At 65.2% G+C, this 20,011-nt stretch carries 19 protein-coding genes and 2 pseudogenes; 4 read left to right on the forward strand and 17 right to left on the reverse strand.

Going from position 1 to position 20,011, the window contains the following annotated elements; translation table 11 throughout:
* Positions 1–40: 40 nt before the first annotated feature.
* From WS68_RS14160 to WS68_RS14170, 3 genes are all read right to left on the reverse strand, one after another.
* On the reverse strand, positions 41–2,059 hold the full coding sequence (locus WS68_RS14160; RefSeq protein ID WP_059571420.1) for a site-specific DNA-methyltransferase: 2,019 nt from the start codon (positions 2,057–2,059) through the stop codon (positions 41–43).
* 202 nt (positions 2,060–2,261) lie between these two features.
* The gene (locus tag WS68_RS27660) at positions 2,262–2,423 is read right to left on the reverse strand and encodes a hypothetical protein (RefSeq protein WP_156429507.1); all 162 of its coding nucleotides are present in this window, start codon (positions 2,421–2,423) and stop codon (positions 2,262–2,264) included.
* A 301-nt stretch (positions 2,424–2,724) separates the two neighbouring features.
* On the reverse strand, positions 2,725–4,464 hold the full coding sequence (locus WS68_RS14170; protein ID WP_197419606.1) for a S10 family serine carboxypeptidase-like protein: 1,740 nt from the start codon (positions 4,462–4,464) through the stop codon (positions 2,725–2,727).
* A gap of 430 nt (positions 4,465–4,894) precedes the next feature.
* On the opposite strand from WS68_RS14170, the gene WS68_RS28370 reads away from it, so the two are divergent.
* Positions 4,895–5,131 carry a hypothetical protein gene (locus WS68_RS28370; protein WP_197419607.1) on the forward strand — a complete coding sequence of 79 codons (237 nt, stop codon included), beginning with the start codon at positions 4,895–4,897 and terminating at the stop codon, positions 5,129–5,131.
* Between the two features lie 287 nt (positions 5,132–5,418).
* Here WS68_RS28370 and WS68_RS14175 read toward each other — a convergent pair.
* The 11 genes and pseudogenes from WS68_RS14175 to WS68_RS14225 all read right to left on the reverse strand — a co-directional run bounded on the left by WS68_RS14175 (position 5,419) and on the right by WS68_RS14225 (position 13,432).
* Positions 5,419–5,908: pseudogene (locus tag WS68_RS14175) on the reverse strand (DUF2938 domain-containing protein).
* Positions 5,901–6,792 (reverse strand): annotated as a pseudogene (locus WS68_RS14180) (class I SAM-dependent methyltransferase). Before WS68_RS14180 ends, WS68_RS14175 begins: the two co-directional pseudogenes overlap by 8 nt.
* 45 nt (positions 6,793–6,837) lie before the next feature.
* On the reverse strand, positions 6,838–7,620 hold the full coding sequence (gene fliR, locus WS68_RS14185; protein ID WP_059571423.1) for a flagellar biosynthetic protein FliR: 783 nt from the start codon (positions 7,618–7,620) through the stop codon (positions 6,838–6,840).
* An 84-nt stretch (positions 7,621–7,704) separates the two neighbouring features.
* A complete protein-coding gene (gene fliQ / locus WS68_RS14190) occupies positions 7,705–7,977 on the reverse strand; it encodes a flagellar biosynthesis protein FliQ (RefSeq protein ID WP_059571424.1) in 273 nt (90 codons plus the stop codon).
* A gap of 19 nt (positions 7,978–7,996) precedes the next feature.
* Positions 7,997–8,758 (reverse strand): flagellar type III secretion system pore protein FliP, encoded by a 762-nt coding sequence (gene fliP / locus WS68_RS14195; RefSeq protein ID WP_059571425.1) that lies wholly within the window; start codon positions 8,756–8,758, stop codon positions 7,997–7,999.
* A 274-nt stretch (positions 8,759–9,032) separates the two neighbouring features.
* Positions 9,033–9,800, reverse strand: coding sequence for a flagellar biosynthetic protein FliO (fliO, locus tag WS68_RS29370; protein WP_442857168.1), 768 nt, complete (start codon positions 9,798–9,800; stop codon positions 9,033–9,035).
* A 107-nt stretch (positions 9,801–9,907) separates the two neighbouring features.
* Positions 9,908–10,399 (reverse strand): flagellar motor switch protein FliN, encoded by a 492-nt coding sequence (fliN, locus tag WS68_RS14205; RefSeq protein WP_059571426.1) that lies wholly within the window; start codon positions 10,397–10,399, stop codon positions 9,908–9,910.
* Positions 10,392–11,390 carry a flagellar motor switch protein FliM gene (fliM, locus tag WS68_RS14210; RefSeq protein WP_059571427.1) on the reverse strand — a complete coding sequence of 333 codons (999 nt, stop codon included), beginning with the start codon at positions 11,388–11,390 and terminating at the stop codon, positions 10,392–10,394. The genes fliN and fliM overlap by 8 nt, the downstream gene beginning before the upstream one ends.
* Positions 11,391–11,412: 22 nt before the next feature.
* Complete coding sequence (fliL, locus tag WS68_RS14215) at positions 11,413–11,913, reverse strand: flagellar basal body-associated protein FliL (protein WP_059571428.1); 501 nt, start codon at positions 11,911–11,913, stop codon at positions 11,413–11,415.
* A 290-nt stretch (positions 11,914–12,203) separates the two neighbouring features.
* Positions 12,204–12,926 (reverse strand): LrgB family protein, encoded by a 723-nt coding sequence (locus WS68_RS14220; protein ID WP_059571568.1) that lies wholly within the window; start codon positions 12,924–12,926, stop codon positions 12,204–12,206.
* A 44-nt stretch (positions 12,927–12,970) separates the two neighbouring features.
* Positions 12,971–13,432: a CidA/LrgA family protein gene (locus WS68_RS14225; RefSeq protein ID WP_059571429.1), complete on the reverse strand. Its 462-nt coding sequence runs from the start codon at positions 13,430–13,432 to the stop codon at positions 12,971–12,973.
* Between the two features lie 166 nt (positions 13,433–13,598).
* Between WS68_RS14225 and WS68_RS14230 the strand changes: the two genes are divergently transcribed.
* A complete protein-coding gene (locus WS68_RS14230) occupies positions 13,599–14,528 on the forward strand; it encodes a LysR family transcriptional regulator (protein ID WP_059571430.1) in 930 nt (309 codons plus the stop codon).
* Between the two features lie 60 nt (positions 14,529–14,588).
* On the opposite strand, the gene WS68_RS14235 is transcribed toward WS68_RS14230, so the two are convergent.
* Positions 14,589–16,145: a DHA2 family efflux MFS transporter permease subunit gene (locus WS68_RS14235; protein WP_059571431.1), complete on the reverse strand. Its 1,557-nt coding sequence runs from the start codon at positions 16,143–16,145 to the stop codon at positions 14,589–14,591.
* Between the two features lie 166 nt (positions 16,146–16,311).
* Entirely contained in the window at positions 16,312–16,818 is a 507-nt protein-coding gene (locus tag WS68_RS14240) for a MarR family winged helix-turn-helix transcriptional regulator (protein ID WP_059571432.1), read from the reverse strand.
* A 199-nt stretch (positions 16,819–17,017) separates the two neighbouring features.
* Between WS68_RS14240 and WS68_RS14245 the strand changes: the two genes are divergently transcribed.
* Entirely contained in the window at positions 17,018–17,293 is a 276-nt protein-coding gene (locus WS68_RS14245) for a hypothetical protein (RefSeq protein ID WP_059571433.1), read from the forward strand.
* A 250-nt stretch (positions 17,294–17,543) separates the two neighbouring features.
* A complete protein-coding gene (locus tag WS68_RS14250) occupies positions 17,544–19,106 on the forward strand; it encodes an efflux transporter outer membrane subunit (protein WP_059571434.1) in 1,563 nt (520 codons plus the stop codon).
* Positions 19,107–19,208: 102 nt separating this feature from the next.
* On the opposite strand, the gene WS68_RS14255 is transcribed toward WS68_RS14250, so the two are convergent.
* Entirely contained in the window at positions 19,209–20,006 is a 798-nt protein-coding gene (locus tag WS68_RS14255; protein ID WP_082710041.1) for a type II secretion system protein N, read from the reverse strand.
* Positions 20,007–20,011: the final 5 nt, after the last annotated feature.

Here is a 20,011-nt window from a genome sequence, read left to right on the forward strand (position 1 = left end):
AATCAACCTTCGTGTTGTACGTCGTGGCCGCGTGCCTGTATCAGAGGCTGCGGATGCGTTTCACGCCATGCTGTTCGAGGATTGCCGACAGGTTCACCTTCGCGACATCGTCGACGAAGCTGCTGTCGCGAAACACGCAGGTCACGTCGCGGGCAAACAACGGGCCCGCGTCCATCGCGCCGATCAGCTCGCCGATGCCTTCGCCGAGCGCGTCGGTATCCGCGCGGGAAATCGGCGCGTCGAAGCACGCAACGACCGCATCGTCGATCAGATGAACCGTCTTGCCGGCGATCGTCCGCGTGTCGATGCGCGCGCACAGGTCCAGGCCGAGTTTCAGCATCAGTTCGGCCAGCAAATCTTCATCGGAGCGGTTCGGCTTCACATGCTCGACCGCCGCGAGCAGCGATTGCTGCACATCGTCGCTGTACGGGTCCCATTCGGCGACGTTCGTCGAATCCAGCTTGAACACGCGAAAGCCGAGATCGGCGCGCCTGCCCGGATATTCGGCCGCGATCAGCTTTGCCGCGCGCCGTATCCGCTCCTTGGTCAGCTCGGCAAGGTTCAGCGGCACGCCAAGCGCCGTGCAGAAATCGGCCGCGGCCTTTTGATCTTTGTTATCGGCATCGAGCGGCTCCGGCAACTGCACGAGCAGATAGCGGCGCTGGCCGCCGTCGGCCGCGTTGAGCGCCATCACCGCATGCGCCGTCGTGCCGGAGCCGCCGAAGAAGTCGACGATCAGATCGTCGCGCTGCGCGAACCAGTCGATGATCGACGCGGCGAATTCGACCGGCTTGGGCAAATCGAACGGAATCCCAAGCGATTTGAGCAACATGTCGTCCGAGCCGCCGAACGGCAGGATCGACGGCACGTTCTCGTGCATGTTCTCGTCGAGAAAATAAATTCGCTGCGGCTGCGTGGTTTCGTCGGTGCCGAATTCGATGAGCCCGTTGTCGAGCAGCGTCTGCATCGTCGCGGGCGGATTGCGCCAGCCGCGCTCGGGCACCGCGCACGGCTTGCCCGTGACCGGGTGCACGAGCGGCACGAAGTATTCGTCGGGGGCCTTCTTCTTGTTTGGCCACGCCATCGACACGAGCCGGTACACGCGGCCGTCCGCCGAGATCCGGTCATACATCGCCTCGCCGCCGGACAATGCCGTCTGCGACCTTACCCAGTTCCGGTACGCCGCGTTCGCGTCGTACCGGCTCGCCGCGCTCGCCACCGCGCCCGCCGCCGCGTCCAACATGCGCTGCGCGTTGCGCTTGGGCCGCTTGAGCGGCGAGCGGGCGAACAGCAACTGCGCGTTGCGAGCGAACAGCACGATCGATTCATGCTGGTACGCAATTCCGCGCGCATCGCCCTTCGGATTGCGTTTGTCCCACACCGCAACGCCCAGTTCGTTCTCCTCGCCGAAAATCTCGCGCATCACGAGCACAAGCGCGTGCAGCTCATGCTCGTCGATATGCACGACGATCGCGCCGTCTTCCGCCAGCAAATCGCGCGCTAGCTTCAGGCGCGGGTAGATCATGTTCAGCCAGTCGGTATGGAAACGGCCGTTCGCCTCGGTGTTGCTGCTGATCTTCGCGCCGCCCGTCGTCTGGCCGGTCAATTCGAGATAGTGGCGCAGGCTGTCGGCGAAATGGTCCGAATAGACGAAGTCCTTGCCCGTGTTGTACGGCGGATCGATATAGATCAGCTTGACCTTGCCTGCATAGCTCTTTTGCAGCAGCTTCAATACTTCGAGGTTGTCGCCCTCGATCATCAGATTGCGCGTCGAGGCCCAATCGACGCTTTCGCGCGGGCTGGGGCGCAGCGTGCCCGTCGAAGGCGTAAGCGCGAGCCGGCGAGCGCGGCGCTTGCCGTGCCAGTTCAGCCCGTATTTCTCGTCCGCGTCGCTCAGCGCGGGCGCGCCAACCAGCGCCGCGAGCGCGTCGAGATCGACCGCCGCGCCATCCGGCCCCTCGGTGACCACGTCCGGAAACAGCGCCTTCAGCCGCTCGACGTTTGCGGACACGAGATCCGCGGATTGCGCCTCCGGGCTCGCCGCATCGAGTTTTTGCATCGTCCTTCCCATCAATTGCTCGTCTTCGTGCCAGCGCGGCGGACGCGCGGCAAACAAAGAGCCCGGCTCGAGCCGGGCTGCCAAAGGCCGCATTATCTCGCAGGAGAACGAGCGGACGGAACAGGCGGGATGAAACGGATGGCGCTCGGGCGCGTCCGCGCATGCTTCGGAACGAATCAGAACCGAGTGCGGATGCCCGAGGTCAGCGCGATTGGATGGCGCGCGCCATGCGTCGGCGCGACGGAGTGCGGCCGCCGTGCAAGCGCAGGCAGTCGACCGCGAGATACACCTCGGTACGCTTGGACAAGCGATAGAACACCGCTCCGGACAACGTTGCCTTGTAGCCGCCGACGTCCCGCGTCACGCTGAAATCGCCGTGATTCGCATTCGGAATGTCACCGCCGCGGTGGAATACGGTGGGTGCCCGCGCATCTGCCGATGAGCGGCTTCGAAGCCAAGCGGCCGCTTGGCCGCGAGCGTGAGCGACACGGCTCACGCGCGATCCTGGCGCTAGCCGAGCGCACCATGATGGCCGCGATAGCGGATGCAGGCCGCGCGCATACGCCGCTCACGCACCCGCACCCGCATGCGGCCTGCACGCCGCGCGCTTCAAAAAAAACGCGCGGGCGCGTCACCACGCCCCGCGCGTTTCATGCTCGCGATGCTTACTTCATCGACGCCACGGAGGTCTTCACCGCCTTGTCGTAGAAAGTGGACAGCGCATTACGCAGCAACTTCCGGGTCGGATCGTCCGCATAACCCATATGGCCGGCCGGATAGAGAATCCGCGTATACATCTGGGCCATCTGCTGCGTCGGAACCGCCTGCGCGACCGATTGCATGTCCCAATCGACCTGGGCCGCCGGCACGACGGAATCGTAATAGCCCGCCGACGTCAGCACCTGCATGTGCGGGTTGATCATCATTTCGTCCGCGATGAAGATCGTCGCGTCCGGGAACGCCAGCTTCGAGCCGTCCGGATAGACCGTATTGTGATCCCACGCATCGGCGATCGTGCCCGTCAGGCCGTGGTATAGCGACGGCGTCTGATACTTCAGCGTGTTATACGCATACGACGCGAAGATCGGAGTGTACGCGGCCAGATCGTCCAGCGACGGATCGTAGGTCAAATAGCTGTCCGGCATGGGGAAGACCTTCGCGAGATTGCCCGCCAGCTGTTTGCGCAGATCGTAGTATCCCAACGTTTGGCCGGCAATCATGCCGGTGGCATCCAGCCAGCCGGTAACCGCCGCGAGCACGTCGGTAGCCGAGCTGACTGGCGTGTCGCCCTGGGTCGCGTTGTTGTAGATGACAGGCGTGTTGCCCGTCAGCGCCTGCAAGCGTGCGACCAGCGTGCCCGCCTTCGCGTACTGCGCGGCAGTGGGCACCGAGTTGTACGGATTGGGCGTGACCGAGCGCAGATCGTTGAACGTGAAGTTCTCGGATGCCTGGAACAGATCGGCCTCACTGAGCTGCGCCAGCGAAGGATCGGTGATCTTGCCGTAGTACTTGGCCGCCATCGTGATCGTCGGCAGCAAGAACGGCGGCAGCGGATCGCGGCGAGCCGGCTCGCCTTCATAGAAATTCAGCGCCGGCGCCTGCATCATCAGCCCGCTCAACTTGATTCCGTACTGATCCTGCAATGCATACGACAAAATGCCCGCGCGCGGGCCGCCGTAAGATTCGCCGTACACCATCAGCGGCGAGTTGCCCCGGTTGTTCGTGATCATGTAGCGGTTGATGAAGCCCGCCATGATATTGACGTCCGGGTTGACGCCCCAGAAATCCTGGTTCTTGCTGGGCGCGATGGCCTCCGAATAGCCCGTGCCGACCGGATCGACGAAGATCAGATCGCTCTTGTCCAGCAAGGTCTGCGGATTTTCGCCGAGCGTCACGTCGTTCGGCCCCGATACTTTCGAACCCTGCGCCGTGAAGACGCGCATCGGGCCGAACGAACCCATGTGCAGGAACGACGAAGGTGAGCCGGGGCCGCCGTTGAAAAACACCGTCACCGGCCGGCGCGCCGTGTTCTGGTTGTCGAGCGTGTACGCGGTATAGAAGATCGACGCCTGCGCGGCGTTGGTATTCGGGTCGCGCACGATCAAGTGGCCCGCCGTCGCGGTATAGGTCGTGTTGACGCCGTTGAGCTTGATGCGATGATGCGTGACCGCAGCGGCCTCGGTGGCCGTGGGCAGCGACGCGGTTGGGCTCGCGTCGTAAAGCGTGTTGTCGACGTAAGGCTGATCGGCGGGAAGCGGCGTCAGCGCCTGCTGCGTTGCCTGGCTGCCTTGGTTACCCTGATTGCCTTGGCTGTTCTGGTCGACCTGAACCGTGGCCGACGTAACCTCCGGCGCGATAGGCTTGGGCGCGGACGACGTGCCGGACGACGTGGCGGAACTGGTCACGCCCGCCGACGAGCCAGGCGACGAACCGTCTCCGCCGCACGCGCTCAATAGGAAGAGGGCCGCAACCGAGGACAGCACCGCCGCGCGCCCCGGCAAGGCAAATGGCGCATTCCGTCGTTTTGACGTACCGATCGATACAAACGATGTCATTTTCGAATACCCCTGTATAAAAACAACTCACAGGCAGCGCTCCGCCGAGGGCGGATTGCCCCAAGCCGAATGACTGGCCTGCCGTCGAGTTGTCAGCTTTTGACTGAAACAATTGGTTCGAATTAATTCGAAACATTCATCTATATTGAGATTTTCCGCCTCCTCCTATTTTTAAATCATTCATGAATAGCCGAGTGCCTGAAATCGAGAAGCCGTTATCCCGATATCCATTCTCGATCTTCAAATTGATTTCGCTTTAATAGGCATCGCACAAATCGATTTGCTGGCTTTTTCTTTCATTACGCATACGGCCAAACGCAACGTCTGGCAGGCTCGCTGGTGCATTGACCGTGGATTGGATTCCGAAAAACCTGCAATTCATTCAACCGAATTCGACTCAACCCCATCTCGAATCAATTTAGATGGCGCAGAGCCGGTTTCTTTGCAATATAGCGTAATGAAGCGTAAAGAGGCGCAAACCGGCACGCAAGCGATATCCAACATACTCAATATGTGAGATTTCCAACAATTTTTTTGAGATTTCTTAAAAATGCCCTGTAAATTTTATCGTCGATCTGCGTATATCGGCGGCGTTTGCAATAACGATTTACCCGCGTCGCGAATATGAAAGGCAATCAGCCGTGCATAGGCTGGATATTGTCGAAACGACGAAGCCGGAAAAACTAAACATTCCGATGGCTTTCTTTATTATTTCTTTTTCCTATCGATTTTCGGGCATGCCGGAAGGCGGCGCCCATCAGCCGCGCCGCGCCAGCTTGCCGATCGACGCTAACAAATCTGCCGCTATTCCAATACACGCATCGCGCAGCCGGTCAAATAAAAGCCGACACCCAAAACGCCATGCGTCATGAGGCTGTGCAAGCGCGCCAGCGGCGGGCGGCTCGCGGCAACGCCCGCGCCCATGCCCGGCTGCATCACGAAAAATGGTGCGGCGATGCTGCCGATGCCGACGATCAGCGCTGGCGCGAGCGTCGGCCGGCAAACCCAGTCTGGCCCCCCAGCCAACCAGCAGCACGGCCGCGACCCCGATGCCGATCAGATAATGGGCGAGCCAGCCGATCGCCCGCTCGCGCCGCACGCGCGGCGACAAGGCAATCGCATCATGAAAGAAGCGGCCGCGCGCCACATGCGCGAGCCAGCGGCCCACCAGGCCGTAATCCAATGGCGCCACGCCGAACCATCGCTGGCGCACGATGGCCCACAGGTCCGTTACCGCCGTCGCGCCGGCGCCAATCAGCAGCGCGCCGGCCGAATAAGCCGCGATATCAGACAGCGCGCACATCGGCCGCCTCCTGCGCCTGCGTCGACGTGGGCGCCGCCCGTGCGCTGACCAGCCAGCACGCGGCGGTAAAACGAACCTCGGCTTGATGGACGAACGGTTCGAACGCATCGCGAACGGCGGCGGCAACCCGCGTGCGCGTCAGTTCGTCCGCATCTTTCAGCGCGTGGGCAACCGGCCCGATCCGGCTCAGATAATCGACGAGATCTTTTTCGGCAAACGAACAGCCGGCATCGAGCGGCCGCACGTCGATCAAGGTCCAGCCGCCCGCTTTCAGCGTCGACGCAATCAGGCCGGAGTCGGCAAAGAGGAACGGCCCCGGCACGCCCGGCCGGCGTACCGGTAAATTGGGCAGCAGCGCGGCGGCGGCCCGTTCCGTCATGAACGGATTGTCGGCGGGATCGCGCCACGCCACGAACCAAAGCACGGCATCGTCCGTTGCCGCACGCCGGAGATTCGCGAACGCCTGCGCCGGATCGTCGAAAAACATCACGCCAAAGCGCGAAATGACCGTGTCGAAGCGGGCAGGTGCGAACGCATGGGTTTGCGCATCGGCGCAAACGAAGCTCGCGCGCGAGCCTTCGCGCTTGGCGCGGGCACAGGCGGCAACGATCATCGGCACCGACACGTCGATGCCAACGCAGCTCCCCGCGTCGCCCAACCGGCGCGCAACGGCGAGCGTCGTGCCACCGGTGCCACAGCCGACGTCGAGCACCCGGCGTGCGCCACTCACGCGCACTGCGTCGACAAGCAACGCCTCGAGCGGCGCGAACATCTGGTCGAGCACCGCCTGTGTCGACCCACGCGCGTCCGGTGCGGCCGTTCCAGAGCACGCGTTGCCCGTTTGGCCGCGAAGCGGCCGATTGCGTGACAGTCATGATGCTTTCACGCGCACCGTGCCAGGCGCCGTGCGGGCGCAACGCTCAGCGCAACCCCGCCGCCACCCGCCCGGCCACATCGATTCCCATATCGAACACCCGCCCGACGAACGGAATCAGATTCGGCGCCATCAGTTGCACGAGCAGCAGCCCAACCAGCATCGTCACCGGAAAGCCGACCTGGAACACACCGATCTGCGGCGCCGCGCGATTGAGGATGCCGAGCGCCAGGTTCGCGATCAGCAGCGCCGCGACGACGGGCAGGGCGAGCAGCAGCCCCATCTCGAAGATCGCCGCGCCGGACGCGGCGAGCGTTCGCCAGCCGGGCGCGCGCAGCAAATCGGCCGACACCGGCACGAGCCGGAATGAATCGACGAGCACCGCGAACACCTGCAGATGCCCGTCGAGCGCGACGAACGCGAGCATTGCGATCGCGCTCAGAAAACGCCCCACGACGGGCGTCGCGCCGCTCGCGTGCGGATCGAAGAACGTCGCGAAGCCGAGCCCCATCGACAGGCCGATGAAGTCGCCCGCCGCCTCGATCGCCGCGAACACGACCTGCATCGCAAAACCGAGCGCCACGCCGATCAGAAACTGATTGACGATGATTCCCACGCCCTGCGCGGAAAACAGGGTAACGGCCGGCATCGGCCCGAGCGTGGGCGAGATGGCCAGCGCGATGAAAGCCGCCAGCCCGATCTTCACGCGTGCAGGCGTCGCGCGATGGCCCGTGAGCGGCGCCGTCGCGACGAGCGCAAGCAGCCGCGCGAATGGCCACAGAAACGCCGTGAGCCAGCCGTTCAATTGCGCGTAAGTGACGGAAAACATCGGTCGGGATCACAACCGCGGGCAGCCGCGGCACCTTTAAAAAAGCGAAACGGACAAAGCGGACGCAAGCGCGCGGCGCCGGCGTCAATTCGCGCCGAGCGTCGCCACGCGCAGCAGAACCTCACGCAGATAATCGAGCATCGTCGACAGCATCCACGGGCCTGCGATCACCATCGTCGCCGCAACCGCGAGCAGCTTCGGGATAAACGACAGCGTCGCCTCGTTGATCTGCGTCGCGGCCTGGAACAAACTCACGACGAGGCCCACCGCGAGCGCGACGAGCAACAGCGGCGCGGCGAGCAAAAGGCCGACGTACATCGCTTGATGCGCGAGCGTCATCACGTTTTCCGGAGTCATCTCGATACGCCTCGCACGGTCACGCAAAACTCTGGGCAAGCGAGCCGATCAGCAGCTGCCAGCCGTCGACGAGCACGAACAGCATCAGCTTGAACGGCAGCGACACCGTCGCGGGCGACACCATCATCATCCCCATCGACATCAGCACGCTCGCCACGACCATATCGATGATGAGAAACGGAATGAAGATCGTGAAGCCGATTTGAAACCCCGTCTTCAACTCGCTCGTGACGAACGCGGGCACGAGCAGCGACAGCGGCACGTCTTGCGGACCTTGCATCGGCGCGGCTTTCGCAAGCTTCGCAAACAACGCGAGATCGGTCTCGCGCGTCTGCTTCAGCATGAACGTCTTGAACGGCGCCACGCCGCCGCGCACCGCCTGGTCCATCGGCAGCGTGCCTTCTGAGAACGGCTTATAGCCGTCGGCATAAGCCTTGTCGAGCACGGGCGACATCACGAACAGCGTCAGAAACAAAGCGAGGCCGACGAGCACCTGGTTCGGCGGCGTCGTCGCCGTGCCGAGCGCCTGCCGCAACAGCGACAGCACGATGATGATTCGCGTGAAGCTCGTCATCATCAGCAGCATCGCCGGCAGGAACGACAGCATCGTGAGCAGCAGCATCGTCTGCACGCTCAGCGAATAGGTGGTGCCGCCGTTCGGGCCGGGCGCCGCGTTGAACGCAGGCAGGCCCGCCGCCTGCGCGCAGGCGAGCGCGGGCGCGAGACCGATCGCGAGCGCGGGCAACCAGCGCGCGGCAGCGCGCAACAGATGGGTTTTCATCGGGTAATGGCGAAAATGTCGAAAAGCGCGGGGCGCGCGGCGCAACGAAAATGCGGCATCCCGGCAAACGCCGGGCCGCCGCGAATGTGCTGGCGCAAGCGTTCACACCGTGAAGGCAATCTCGTTGACAAAGAAAGCAGTAAACCGGATGAACGCCGGGAATGGTCGGCCCCGGCATGCGCCCGGCGACGCCAAGCGCGCCGGCGCTGGCGTTCGCTTCGCAAAGGAAGCGCCATGGGCAAAAGGAATTGCGTATGCGGTAAATACATCATCTTCAGCGGCTCCCGCCGCCCATCCGGAAACGCTTCTCGGCAACCTGCAGCAGCGCGTCGCGAAAACGCTGGCCGGATGCGCCGGCAAGGGGAGGGCAGTGCGGGGAGACGGATGCCGGGCTGACGGCGCTTCCGGCACTTCCATCCGAATCGGCCGATTCAACGCACGAGGCCGCGCCGAACGAAGACATGCCGGCAGCATCCACCGTGCGATCAGCCGCTCCACCGGCCGCCACGCCGCCAATTGCCGCGCCAGCCAGGTTCGCCGGCTGCGCGACGCCCGCCGGGCCCACTGCCGGCGCGGACAACGCATGCAAAAGCCGCACGTTGCCCGGCGCGACACCCAGCACGAGCGACGTATCGCCGATCGCGACGATCGTCACGCGCTCCTTGCCGCCAACCGCGACGCTCGCGACGATCTTCAACGCAGCGTCGCCACCGCGTGCCGGCTGAAAGCCGAAGCGGCGCGCGAGCCACGCGCAGCCGAACACGGCGCCGATCACCAGCGCGAGCGCAACGAGCGTTTGCAGCACCGCGCCGACGCCAAGCGACGGCGCAGCCGAACCCGCGACGACGCTCGAAGCGAACGGCGATGCATGATTCACCGCGTCGGGACCGGCGGCAAATGCGCGCGGTACGGTCGCGCCGAATATGCCGAATATGCCGAATATGCGTGCCGCAACGCGCGCAGCCGCGCGAGCGCAACGCCTCGCGAACGACGCGCGCCGAATGCGTGCACCGTCGGCCCATGCGTGCGTGCCGCCGTGCAATACTGCCCGCCGCCGTTGCGCCGCACAGGGTGCAACGGCGCTCACGGCGGCAAACGCAGCCATGTTCCGGCGCTTTCCGCCGCGCCATCGCAGCCCGGCGCCCGGTTTCACCGATTGAGCTTCCGGATGCGTTCGGATGGCGTGATGATATCGGTGAGCCGAATCCCGAACTTGTCGTTGACCACCACCACCTCGCCCTGCGCGATCAGGCAGCCGTTGACCAGCACATCCATCGGCTCGCCAGCGAGCCCGTCCAGTTCGACGACCGAGCCCTGTGCAAGCTGCAGCAGGTTGCGAATCGCAATCTTCGTGCGGCCGAGTTCGACCGTCATCTTGACCGGAATATCGAGAATCAGATCGATATCGTTGTGCGTCGGCGCCGCGCCCGCCTTCGACAGCGGCCGGAACACGCCCGCGCCGGTCGCACCGGCCCCGATCGGCTGCTGGTTCTGCTCGGCGAGCGCAGCCGCCCAGTCATCCATGCCGGCGTCCTCTTGCGGCGCATCCGCCACCGGCTCGCCGCCCGCTGTCGCCGCGGGCGGCGCGAACGCGTCGTCGTCCGCGCCGCCCGCCTCGGGCGTGGAGTTCAGCTCAGTCATATCCACCTTCCTTCATCGTATCGCTCGCGCCGATCATCTTCTGCACGCGCAGCGCGTATTGGCCATTGAAAATGCCGTACCCGCACTCCATCACCGGCACGCCGTCCACTCTCGCGGTGATCGTGTCCGCGATGTCGAGCGGCAGCACGTCGCCCGCACGCAGGTTGAGAATCTGCTCGAAGGTCGTCGGAATCTCGGCGAGATCCGCGCTCAGCTCGACCTCAGCCGCCTGCACCTGCTGCGACAGCACGCGCACCCAGCGGCGGTCCACCTCCAGCGCCTCGCCCTGGATCGGCGACGAAAGCACGTCGCGGATCGGCTCGATCATCGAGTACGGCATGCAGATGTGCAGCGTGCCGCCCGTCGGCCCGAATTCGATCGAGAACTGCGTGACGATCACGATCTCGTTGGGCGTCGCGACGTTCGCGAACTGCGTATGCATCTCCGAGCGCACGAATTCGAACTGCAGCGGCCGCACGCTCTTCCACGCGCTCGTGTAGTGCTCGAACACGAGATTCAGCAGCTTGCCGATGATTCGCTGCTCGGTTGCCGTGAAATCGCGGCCCTCGACGCGCGTGTGAAAACGCCCGTCGCCGCCGAACAGGTTGTCGACGACGAAGAACACCAGGTTCGGATCGAACACGAACAGCGACGTGCCGCGCAGCGGCTTCACGTGCACGAGGTTCAGGTTGGTCGGAATCGGCAGGTTGCGGGTGAATTCGCTGTACTTTTGCACTTTCACCTGGCTCACCGAGATCTCCGCGGTGCGCCGCATGAAATTGAAGATGCCGATGCGCAAAAGGCGCGCGAATCGATCGTTGATGATTTCGAGGCCGGGCATCCGGCCGCGCACGATCCGCTCCTGCGTCGCGATGTTGTACGGACGGATGCCCGACGTGTCCGCGGGCTCGTCGGCCGATTCGTCCTCGCCCGTCACGCCCTTCAAGAGTGCATCGACTTCATCCTGGGACATGAACTCTTCGTGGCCCATACGCGCTCCTTCGCCCGCGGCGTTACTGGACGACGAATTCGGTGAACAGCACGTCGTCGACGTGCACGCTCTGGTTACCCGGCTGGGTCGGCTGCTCGATCACGGTCTTCAGCTCGTCGGCGAGCGCGCGTTTGCCGGCGAGCGTCGCAAGCTCGTCCGGACGCTTGTTCGACAACGCGAGCAGGATCCGGCTGCGCAGCTCGGGCATGTGCCGGCTCAGGTGCTCCTGCGCCTTCGGATCGGTGAGCTTCAGCGACAAACCGACGCGCAGATAATGCTGGATGCCGTCGTCCGACTGCAGGTTCACGGTGAGCGGCTCGAGCGCGAAAAAGACCGGCACGGCAAGCGGCGCGGGCGCGCCGGGCCTGTCGTGGCGCACGCCGCCGTCCATCAGCACGAAATACGTGCCGGCCGCGGCCACCGCCGCCGCGCCGAATCCGATCAGCATGAGCAGCGCCACTCGCTTGAGCTTGCCGGACGAAGCCGGTTTGTCGGCGGACAGGTTTGCGGTCGTGATAGCCATGGCATGCGGGAAGACTTTAGGTAGCCTGCATTGTTCGGCATCGGCGGCCGGCGCGATGGGCGGAATAGAAGGGGGATTTGCGGTTATCTCGGCCGTTTGTCCGGCGAGAGGACGGCCGCGGCGTTCGCCAACGCGCACAGCCGAAACGGCGGGTGGCCGGGTGGCCGGGTGGCCGGGTGGCCGGGTGGTCAGGTGGTCAGGTGGTCAGGTGGTCAGGTGGTCAGGTGGTCAGGTGGTCAGGTGACCGAGTGACCGGGTGGGGCGGACGTGGCCGGCGTGACGGGCTCGGCTCAGATCGGCAAGTACGTCAGCAATGGCGCGATCAGCACCATCGCGACGCCCGCGATCATCATCGTGAGGCTCGACACGACGCCTTCCTCGCTGCCGATCTCGCGCGCCTTCGCCGTGCCGACCGCATGGGCGGCCGCGCCGAACAACGCACCGCGCGCGAGCCTGGAGCGCAGCGGCATGAGCGCGAGCACCAGCTCGCCGACGAGCATCCCGCAAATGCCGGTGGCGATCACGAAAAGCGCGCTCAGATCGCGCGGCGCGTGAATCCGGTCGGACACCGCAAGCGCGAACGGCGTCGATATCGAACGCGTGACGAGGCTGCGCTGCAACTCGGGCGACAGATGCAGCGCCTTCGCGAGCAGCAGCGAGCCGCACACCGCGGCAACAATGCCCACCACGACGCCGACCGACAGCGACAACCAGTGCCGCCGCATCAGCTCGCGGTATTCGTAGATCGGCACGGCGAATGCGATCGTCGCCGGGCCGAGCAGCCACATCAGCCAGCGCGTATCGCGCAAATAGACCGCGTAGGGAATGCCCGTCAGCGCGACGAACGCAACGAGCAACGCCGGCACGAACACGAGCGGTGAGAAAAACAAGGTCTTGCGATACGCATAAAGGCGCTTCGAGGCGAAATAAAGCGCGACCGTCAGCACGAAGCAACCGGCGGAAATCGCCGTGTTCGCGGGCTCGGCGAGCAGCGCGCAGGCGGGTGTCGTCATGATGTCGTCGAATGAAATGGAGCGCCGGACAACGGGCAGGGCGCTCAGCACCCCGCGCACGAGCGCGCGCGGCGGCGTTCGGCCCGCGTGCGCGAAAGCGCGAGCCGCCGCTCGAAGCCCGCCGCGATATCGACCGCGACAGCAACCGAGCCCATCACGAACACCGTGCCCGCGACGACGACGAGCGCCAGCCGCCAGCCGTCGTCGCGAAACAACCCGCCATATTGGACCGCCGCGACAGTCGCCGGGATAAAGAACAGCAGCATGTCGGACAGCAGCCAGTTCGCGCCGTCCTTCACCCAGCCGGGCGCGATACCGCCCGACAGCAGCAGGACGAGCAGCACCGCGAGCCCGACCACGCCTGACGGCACGGGCACGCCGAGCTTGCGGACGGCCCAGTCAGTCGCAGCCCACAACGCAGCGAGCGCGACGGTCTGCAGCACGATGCGCGCCGTGCGTTGCAGGCCCGCTGCGCGCGGCGCTGTCGCGGCCGGGCGTTTCGTCATGACGTCCTCCTGATCCCTTGCATTACCAAACGGAGTCAGTATAGGATTCACGCAGCCATAAATAAAATGACTTGATCTTATAAAAATCATTCCATTTCGGAATTCTTTGCCGAATTCCTTATCGAACTCGTGACTCGTGACGGCCCGTTCGCCGAAGGAGATATCGATGGAGCTGCGCGCGCTGCGTTATTTCATCGAGGTGGTCAGACAGCAGAGTTTCACGGTTGCGGCCGAGCAGATGCACGTCACCCAACCGACGATCAGCAAGATGGTGAAATCGCTCGAAGACGAGATCGGCTCGCCGCTGCTGCTGCGCGACGGCCGCCAGATGGTGCTGACCGATGCCGGCCGCATCGTGTTCCAGCGCGGCCAGGACGTGCTCGCCGCGCATGCGCAGCTGCAGGCCGAGCTGAACGACCTGGGCACGCTTGGGCGCGGCGAGCTGACGATCGGCATTCCGCCGCTGGGCGGCACGCTGTTCACACCGGCAATCGCCGAGTTCCGCGAACGCTATCCGAAGATCGAGCTGAAGCTGTTCGAGCAAGGCGCGCGGATGATCGAAGCCGCGCTCGTGTCGGGTGAGCTGGAGCTGGGCGGGGTGCTTGAGCCAGTCGATCCGGCCGTGTTCGACGTGCTGCCGATGGTGCGCGCGCCGCTATGGCTCGTCGCGCGCCGCGGCGCCCGCTGGGACGCCGCCGCGACAGTGCCGCTCGCCGATCTGGCAGGCGAGCCGTTCGTGTTCTACGCGGAAAGTCTCGCGCTGCACGACGCCGTGCTCGACGCATGCCGGCAGGCCGGCTTCGCACCGCAGGTCGTGAGCCGCAGCGGGCATTGGGATTTCATGGCCGCACTCGTGCAGGCGGGCGTCGGCATCGCGCTGCTGCCCGCACCATACTGCCGTCGGCTCGACGCCGCGCAGTTCACGTGCCGGCCGATCGTCGAGCCGGAAATCACCTGGGCGATCGCGATCGGCTGGCTGAAGAAAGGCTACTTGTCGCACGCGGCGCGCGCATGGCTGGACGTCGCGCGCGAGACGCTGCCCATCGATCCGGGCGACGATCTCGCGTTCGGCGGCTTGCGCATGCATCCGCGTTGAGATGCGCGGTGCGCGGTGCGGTGCGCGCTACACAGCGGCCGCCCGCGCCGGCGCGCCGCGTCAATGCCCCATCGCCACGCCCGCGCCCTTTTTCGGCTTGGTCACCCAGACGAGCGCGGCCAGCGCGACGAACGCAAGCGTCGACAGAAAAAAGAAATCGTTCGTCGCCATCATATAGCCCTGCTGCGTGACGATCTGGTTGATCTGCGCCGACGACACCTGGCCGGCGATACCGAGCTGCGCGAGCGCATCCTGATACGCCTGCGTGTTCTGCGCATAGACACTCACCGCCTCCGACAGCCTCGCGTGGTGATAAATCGCGTCGTTTTCCCAAAACGTCGTGCTGATCGCCGTGCCGATCGCGCCAGACAGCGTGCGCAGAAAATTCGACAACCCCGACGCGCTCGCGAGCCGCTCGTCGGGAATGCTCGACAGCGTGATCGTCGTCATCGGCACGAAGAAGCACGCGACGCCGATCCCCTGGACAAGCCGCGGCATGATCACCTGGCCGAACGACACGTCGAGCGTAAACGTCGCGTTCCAATACGACACGCCCGCGAACACGACGAACGCGAAGCACGCGATTATCCGCGCGTCGAGCCGCTGGATGTTGCGGCCGATGATCGGCGAGAGCACCAGCGCGAGCACCCCGACGGGCGCCGTGGCCAGGCCGGCGAGCCCGGCCGTGTAGCCCATCACGGTCTGCAGCCACAGCGGGAAGATCACGACGATGCCGAAGAACGTCATGAAGCCGAACGCGATGATCAGCACGCCGAGCGCGAAGTTGCGGTCCTTGAACAGCGACAGATCGACGACGGGCTCCTTTTCGGTCACCTCCCAAACGATCATGAACGCGAGCGAAATCACGGCAATCAGCGCGAGCGTCGTGATGAACGTCGAGTTGAACCAGTCGCGGTCCTTGCCGAGATCAAGCATCATCTGCAGGCTCCCGACGCCGAGCACGAGAAAGGTCAGCCCGATCCCGTCGATGCGCTGCTTGCTCGTCTTCGTTTCGCGGCCGCGAAGCAGGAAATACGCGCACGCGGCCGAGAACAAGCCGATCGGCAGGTTGATGTAGAAGATCCACGGCCACGTGTAGTTGTCGGTGATCCAGCCGCCCATCACCGGACCGAAGATCGGCGCGACAACCACCGTCATCGCCCATAAGCCGAGCGCGAGCCCGCGCTTCGCGCTCGGATAACTGCGCATCAGGATGGTCTGCGACAACGGCACCATCGGGCCGGACACCAGGCCCTGCAGCAGCCGGAATGCAATCAGCGATTCGAAATTCTCGGCGAAGCCGCACAGCGCCGAGGCGATCGTAAATGCCAGCACCGACAGCGTGAAGAGCCGCACCTCGCCGACGCGCCGCGCGAGCCAGCCGGTCAACGGCACCGCGATCGCGGAGGCGACCGAATACGACGAAATTACCCACGTGCCTTCGCTCGTTGCGACACCGAGGCTGCCCGAGATCGTCGGCACCGCGACGTTTGCGATCGACGTGTCGAGCACCTCCATGAACGTGCCAAAGGCGAGCCCGGCGGTCAAAAGCACGAGCGCGGCGCCCGAAAACGGCGCGGGCTCGGCAGTGGAAGGGGTGACGGGAACCGTCGCCATGCTGGCCTCCTAACGGGTTTCAATTGCCCCGGCGTCCTGCACATCGACCATGCTTCGGTCGATTATTTCAATCAATAAGTAAGTGACTTGTCAGCTTCTGCTCAGACAGATAAATATCCGACCAGCCCACCACGATCCTGTATCTTTTCCGGCGCAACCCGGCCCGTCAACCGCCAAGCGCCTGCGCGCCGGCAGTCTCGAGCGCGTTACCGCACGAATCGGCCTCAACCGATCCGTTCGCGATGAAGCGCTGCAGCAGGGCCGTCAGAAGTTCGAGTTCGTCTGCCGTAAAACCCTCGAGCTGCGCATTCAGCGTGGCTGCGATCGCGCCCGGCAATGCCTGCGCGGCTTGCGCGCCGCGCTCGGTCAACGCAAGCTCGATCACACGGCGGTCCGATTCGCTGCGCGCACGCGCGATGAAGCCCTTGCGTTCGAGCCGGTCGAGCATCCGCGTCATCGAGCCGCTGTCATACGACAGCTTGCGCGACAGCTCGAACGGCGTGCGCGCATAACCGCGCGCTAGCAACAGAATCACGCCGATCTGCTGCGCGGTCAGCTCGAGCGGGCCAAGCGCGCGATCCAGCCGCTCGATCAGCAACTGCCGCGCCTTCGTCAGATAAAAGCCGACGTTCGATTCAAGCTCGATGTGTTCTGGGTCGTAGAGGCCGCTCATGCTCGCCGGGACGCCTGCGTTGATAGCGTTTGCTGCAACAGTGCATTCCAAGGAAAGACGCCGCCAGTATCTTGAATATTGATTGCTTAGTCAATATTATTTCAGGCAATGAGTTACGCGCGATGCGCTGCCCGAGACGATGTTCTGACCGTTTGCTCACGCACCCGCGTTTCGGCGTGCGTACCGAGGATTGACCGCCATGCCGCCCCTGAAACGAGCCGCGCGCACATTGCGCCGCAACCTGACCGATACCGCTCGCCACACGCTTTGCAGCCCGCATCGCGGCTGGAAGATCGCGCTCTACGTGGCGATGCTGATCGTGCCCGGCGGCTCGCTCGCGGCGCTCGGGTTTGCATGGTTCGACCATCGCCGGCAGCACACGGCCCGCGGCAGCGCGCCGGCGGCATCCACCCGCGAGCCTTCGGCGCAGCTTTGTCTGCCCGCCGCGCATCATCAGCCGGTGCGCTGCCCGTAAGCCGGGCGGCAGGCGCGCGGCGCGTTTTACATTCGCGTTTACATCCGTAACGCGCGGTAATCCGTCCCCTTGAGCCGGTAACACATCCCGCGGCGCACCCGCTTTACCCTAGCGGCTGCGCAGTTGCGCATCGGTCAGTTACCATTTGGCCACGCCGCCGGCGTCACGGCCTGTTTATTCGAATCGCAAGCCGCAGGCCGCGTCGCCCGCTTGCCCGCCCAGGGCGGCAGCCTCGACAGGAATCCAAAGCATGCCGCATGTCCCCCGCCCATGTGCGCGCCGCGCGCTGAGCATGGCCGTCGCCGCCGCGACGGCCATGCTCAGCGCCGGCTGCGCGCTCGGGCCTGATTATCAGCGTCCCGCCGCCACGATCCCCGCCGCGTACAAGGAGGCGCCGCCCGGCTGGAAGGTGGCGCAGCCGGCCGATCGCGCAGACCGCGGCCCGTGGTGGACGATCTACGGCGATCCTCAACTCGACGCGTTGGTCGACAAGCTCAACGCATCGAATCAAACGGTTGCGCAATATGCGGCGGCGTACCGCCAGGCGCGCGCGCTCGTCGCGCAAGCGCGCGCGTCGTATTTCCCGACGCTCGGCGTAACGGCAAGCGGCTCACGTGCGGGCAGCGCGGCAACGACGAACTCGGCCGCGCGCAGCACCGTCGGCAATAACTACAACGTCGGCCTCGACGCATCGTGGGAACCGGACCTGTGGGGCAAGGTGAGCCGCACCGTCAGCGCGCAGAAGGCAAGCGAAGCAGCAGCAGCAGCCGATCTCGCGAACGCGCGGCTGTCCGCTCAGGCCACGCTTGCGCAAACCTACTTCCAATTGCGCACCGCCGATGCGACGCAGAAGCTGCTGGACGATACCGTCGCGTCATATCAGAAATCGCTGCAATTGACGGAAAACCAGTACGCGCAAGGCGTGGCCGCGCGCTCGGACGTGATCCAGGCGCAAACGCAATTGCAGTCGGCGCAAGCGAGCGCGATCGATAACGGTATTGCGCGCGCGCAATACGAGCACGCGATCGCGACGCTCATCGGCGAGCCCGCGTCGACGTTTTCGCTGCCGCCGCGGCCGCTCGCCGCCGAGCCGCCGGCCATGCCGATCGACGTGCCGTCGGCAATCCTCGAGCGGCGGCCCGACATTGCCGCCGCCGAGCGGCGCGCGGCCGCGGCGAACGAGCAGATCGGCGTCGCGATCGCCGCGTTCTTTCCGACGCTTACGCTGTCGGCGTCGGGCGGCTTTCAAAGCTCTGTGTGGTCGCAGCTTTTCACGCTGCCGGCGCGCTTCTGGTCGGTCGGGCCGCAACTCGCCGCGACGCTGTTCGACGCAGGCTTGCGCGCCGCGCAGACCGACGCCGCGCGCGCGACCTACGATCAGGACGTCGCCGCTTACCGGGCCGCCGTGCTGTCCGCGTTCCTGGATGTCGAGGACAACCTCGCGTCGCAACGCATCCTCGAGCAGGAGATCGGCGTGCAGCGACAAGCGGTCGACTCCGCTCAGCACGCGCTCGATATCGCGCTCAATCAATACAAGGCGGGCACGGTCGGCTATTTGAACGTGTTGACCGCGCAGACGACCGCGTTCAGCGCGCGGCAGAAGCTCACGACGATCACCGGGCAGCGGATGGTGTCGTCGGTCGGGCTCGTGAAAGCGCTCGGCGGCGGCTGGGACGTCTCGCAAATCGCCGGCGAGGCGGCACGCACGCCAGCGCCAGGATCGGCGCCGGCTGCGCCGGCGAACACGCGCGCGACATCGGCCGCTCCGCAGGCCGCGACGCAAGCGAACGCGCCTGCCGTCGCACAACGCTGACGCCGCCGGTTCGGCTTTGTCCGTGACCGTGCGGCACGGGCGGCCGGCACGACTCGACCCGCCGCTTGCGCCCACCCGAACGGCGCGGCTCCGCCGCCGCGCTCAGCGCGCGCCGTCCCCATAGACGAGCGACACCGAGCCGTCGCCAATCGGCCGGCCGAGCAGGTTCAGCAGGCCCGCGAGATTGTCGCGCTGCTCGGGCGTCGCGCTCGCGGTGCCGCGAAACGACGCGCCGGCCGTGCCGAAATTCCCTTGTCCCGACATCATCAGCGGCCCCTTCACCGTCGACAGATCGAGCGTCGAATTCGCGCCACCCGCCTGCAGCACGGCGCGGTACGATCCGAGCGGCTTCACGCGTGACAGGCGCGAACTCATGTCGGTGATCGTCACGGCGAGCTGGCCGAATGCGTCGTTGCCGATGAGCCGCCAATCGGTCCAATCGAGCCGCACGTCGCCTTGCAAGTCGAGCGTGTTGAACGGCGTGCCGAGGCCCGCGAGCAGCGACGCCGGCACAGCCATCGTGCCCGCCGACAACACTGCGCCACGCGGCGTCGCATCGAGCACGACAGTGTCGGGCATCGCATCGGTGTGGCGCAGCCGCATCCGCACGCGTCCCGTGAAAAGCGGCCAAAACCCGGTGCGCCATTCGATGCGCCCCGGCAGCAGCGTCGACGCGCTGCGATCCGTGCCGGGCGCGAGCAGCAGCGTCGCCGAGCCTTGCCAGAGCGAGCCGTCCGGATCGACGAGATTGACATGGCCGCCCGTCGCCTTCGCGAACTGCGGCGTTACCCACGCGGCGGGCAACAGCGCGATAAGCACAACGAGAATCGACAAGCCGCCGACGAGCGCCCACGGCAACAGGCGGCGAATACGCATGGCAACGGTCATCGGCGCGCGCATCCCCG

It is taken from the genome of Burkholderia sp. TSV86 (assembly GCF_001522865.1).
GTDB lineage: Bacteria > Pseudomonadota > Gammaproteobacteria > Burkholderiales > Burkholderiaceae > Burkholderia.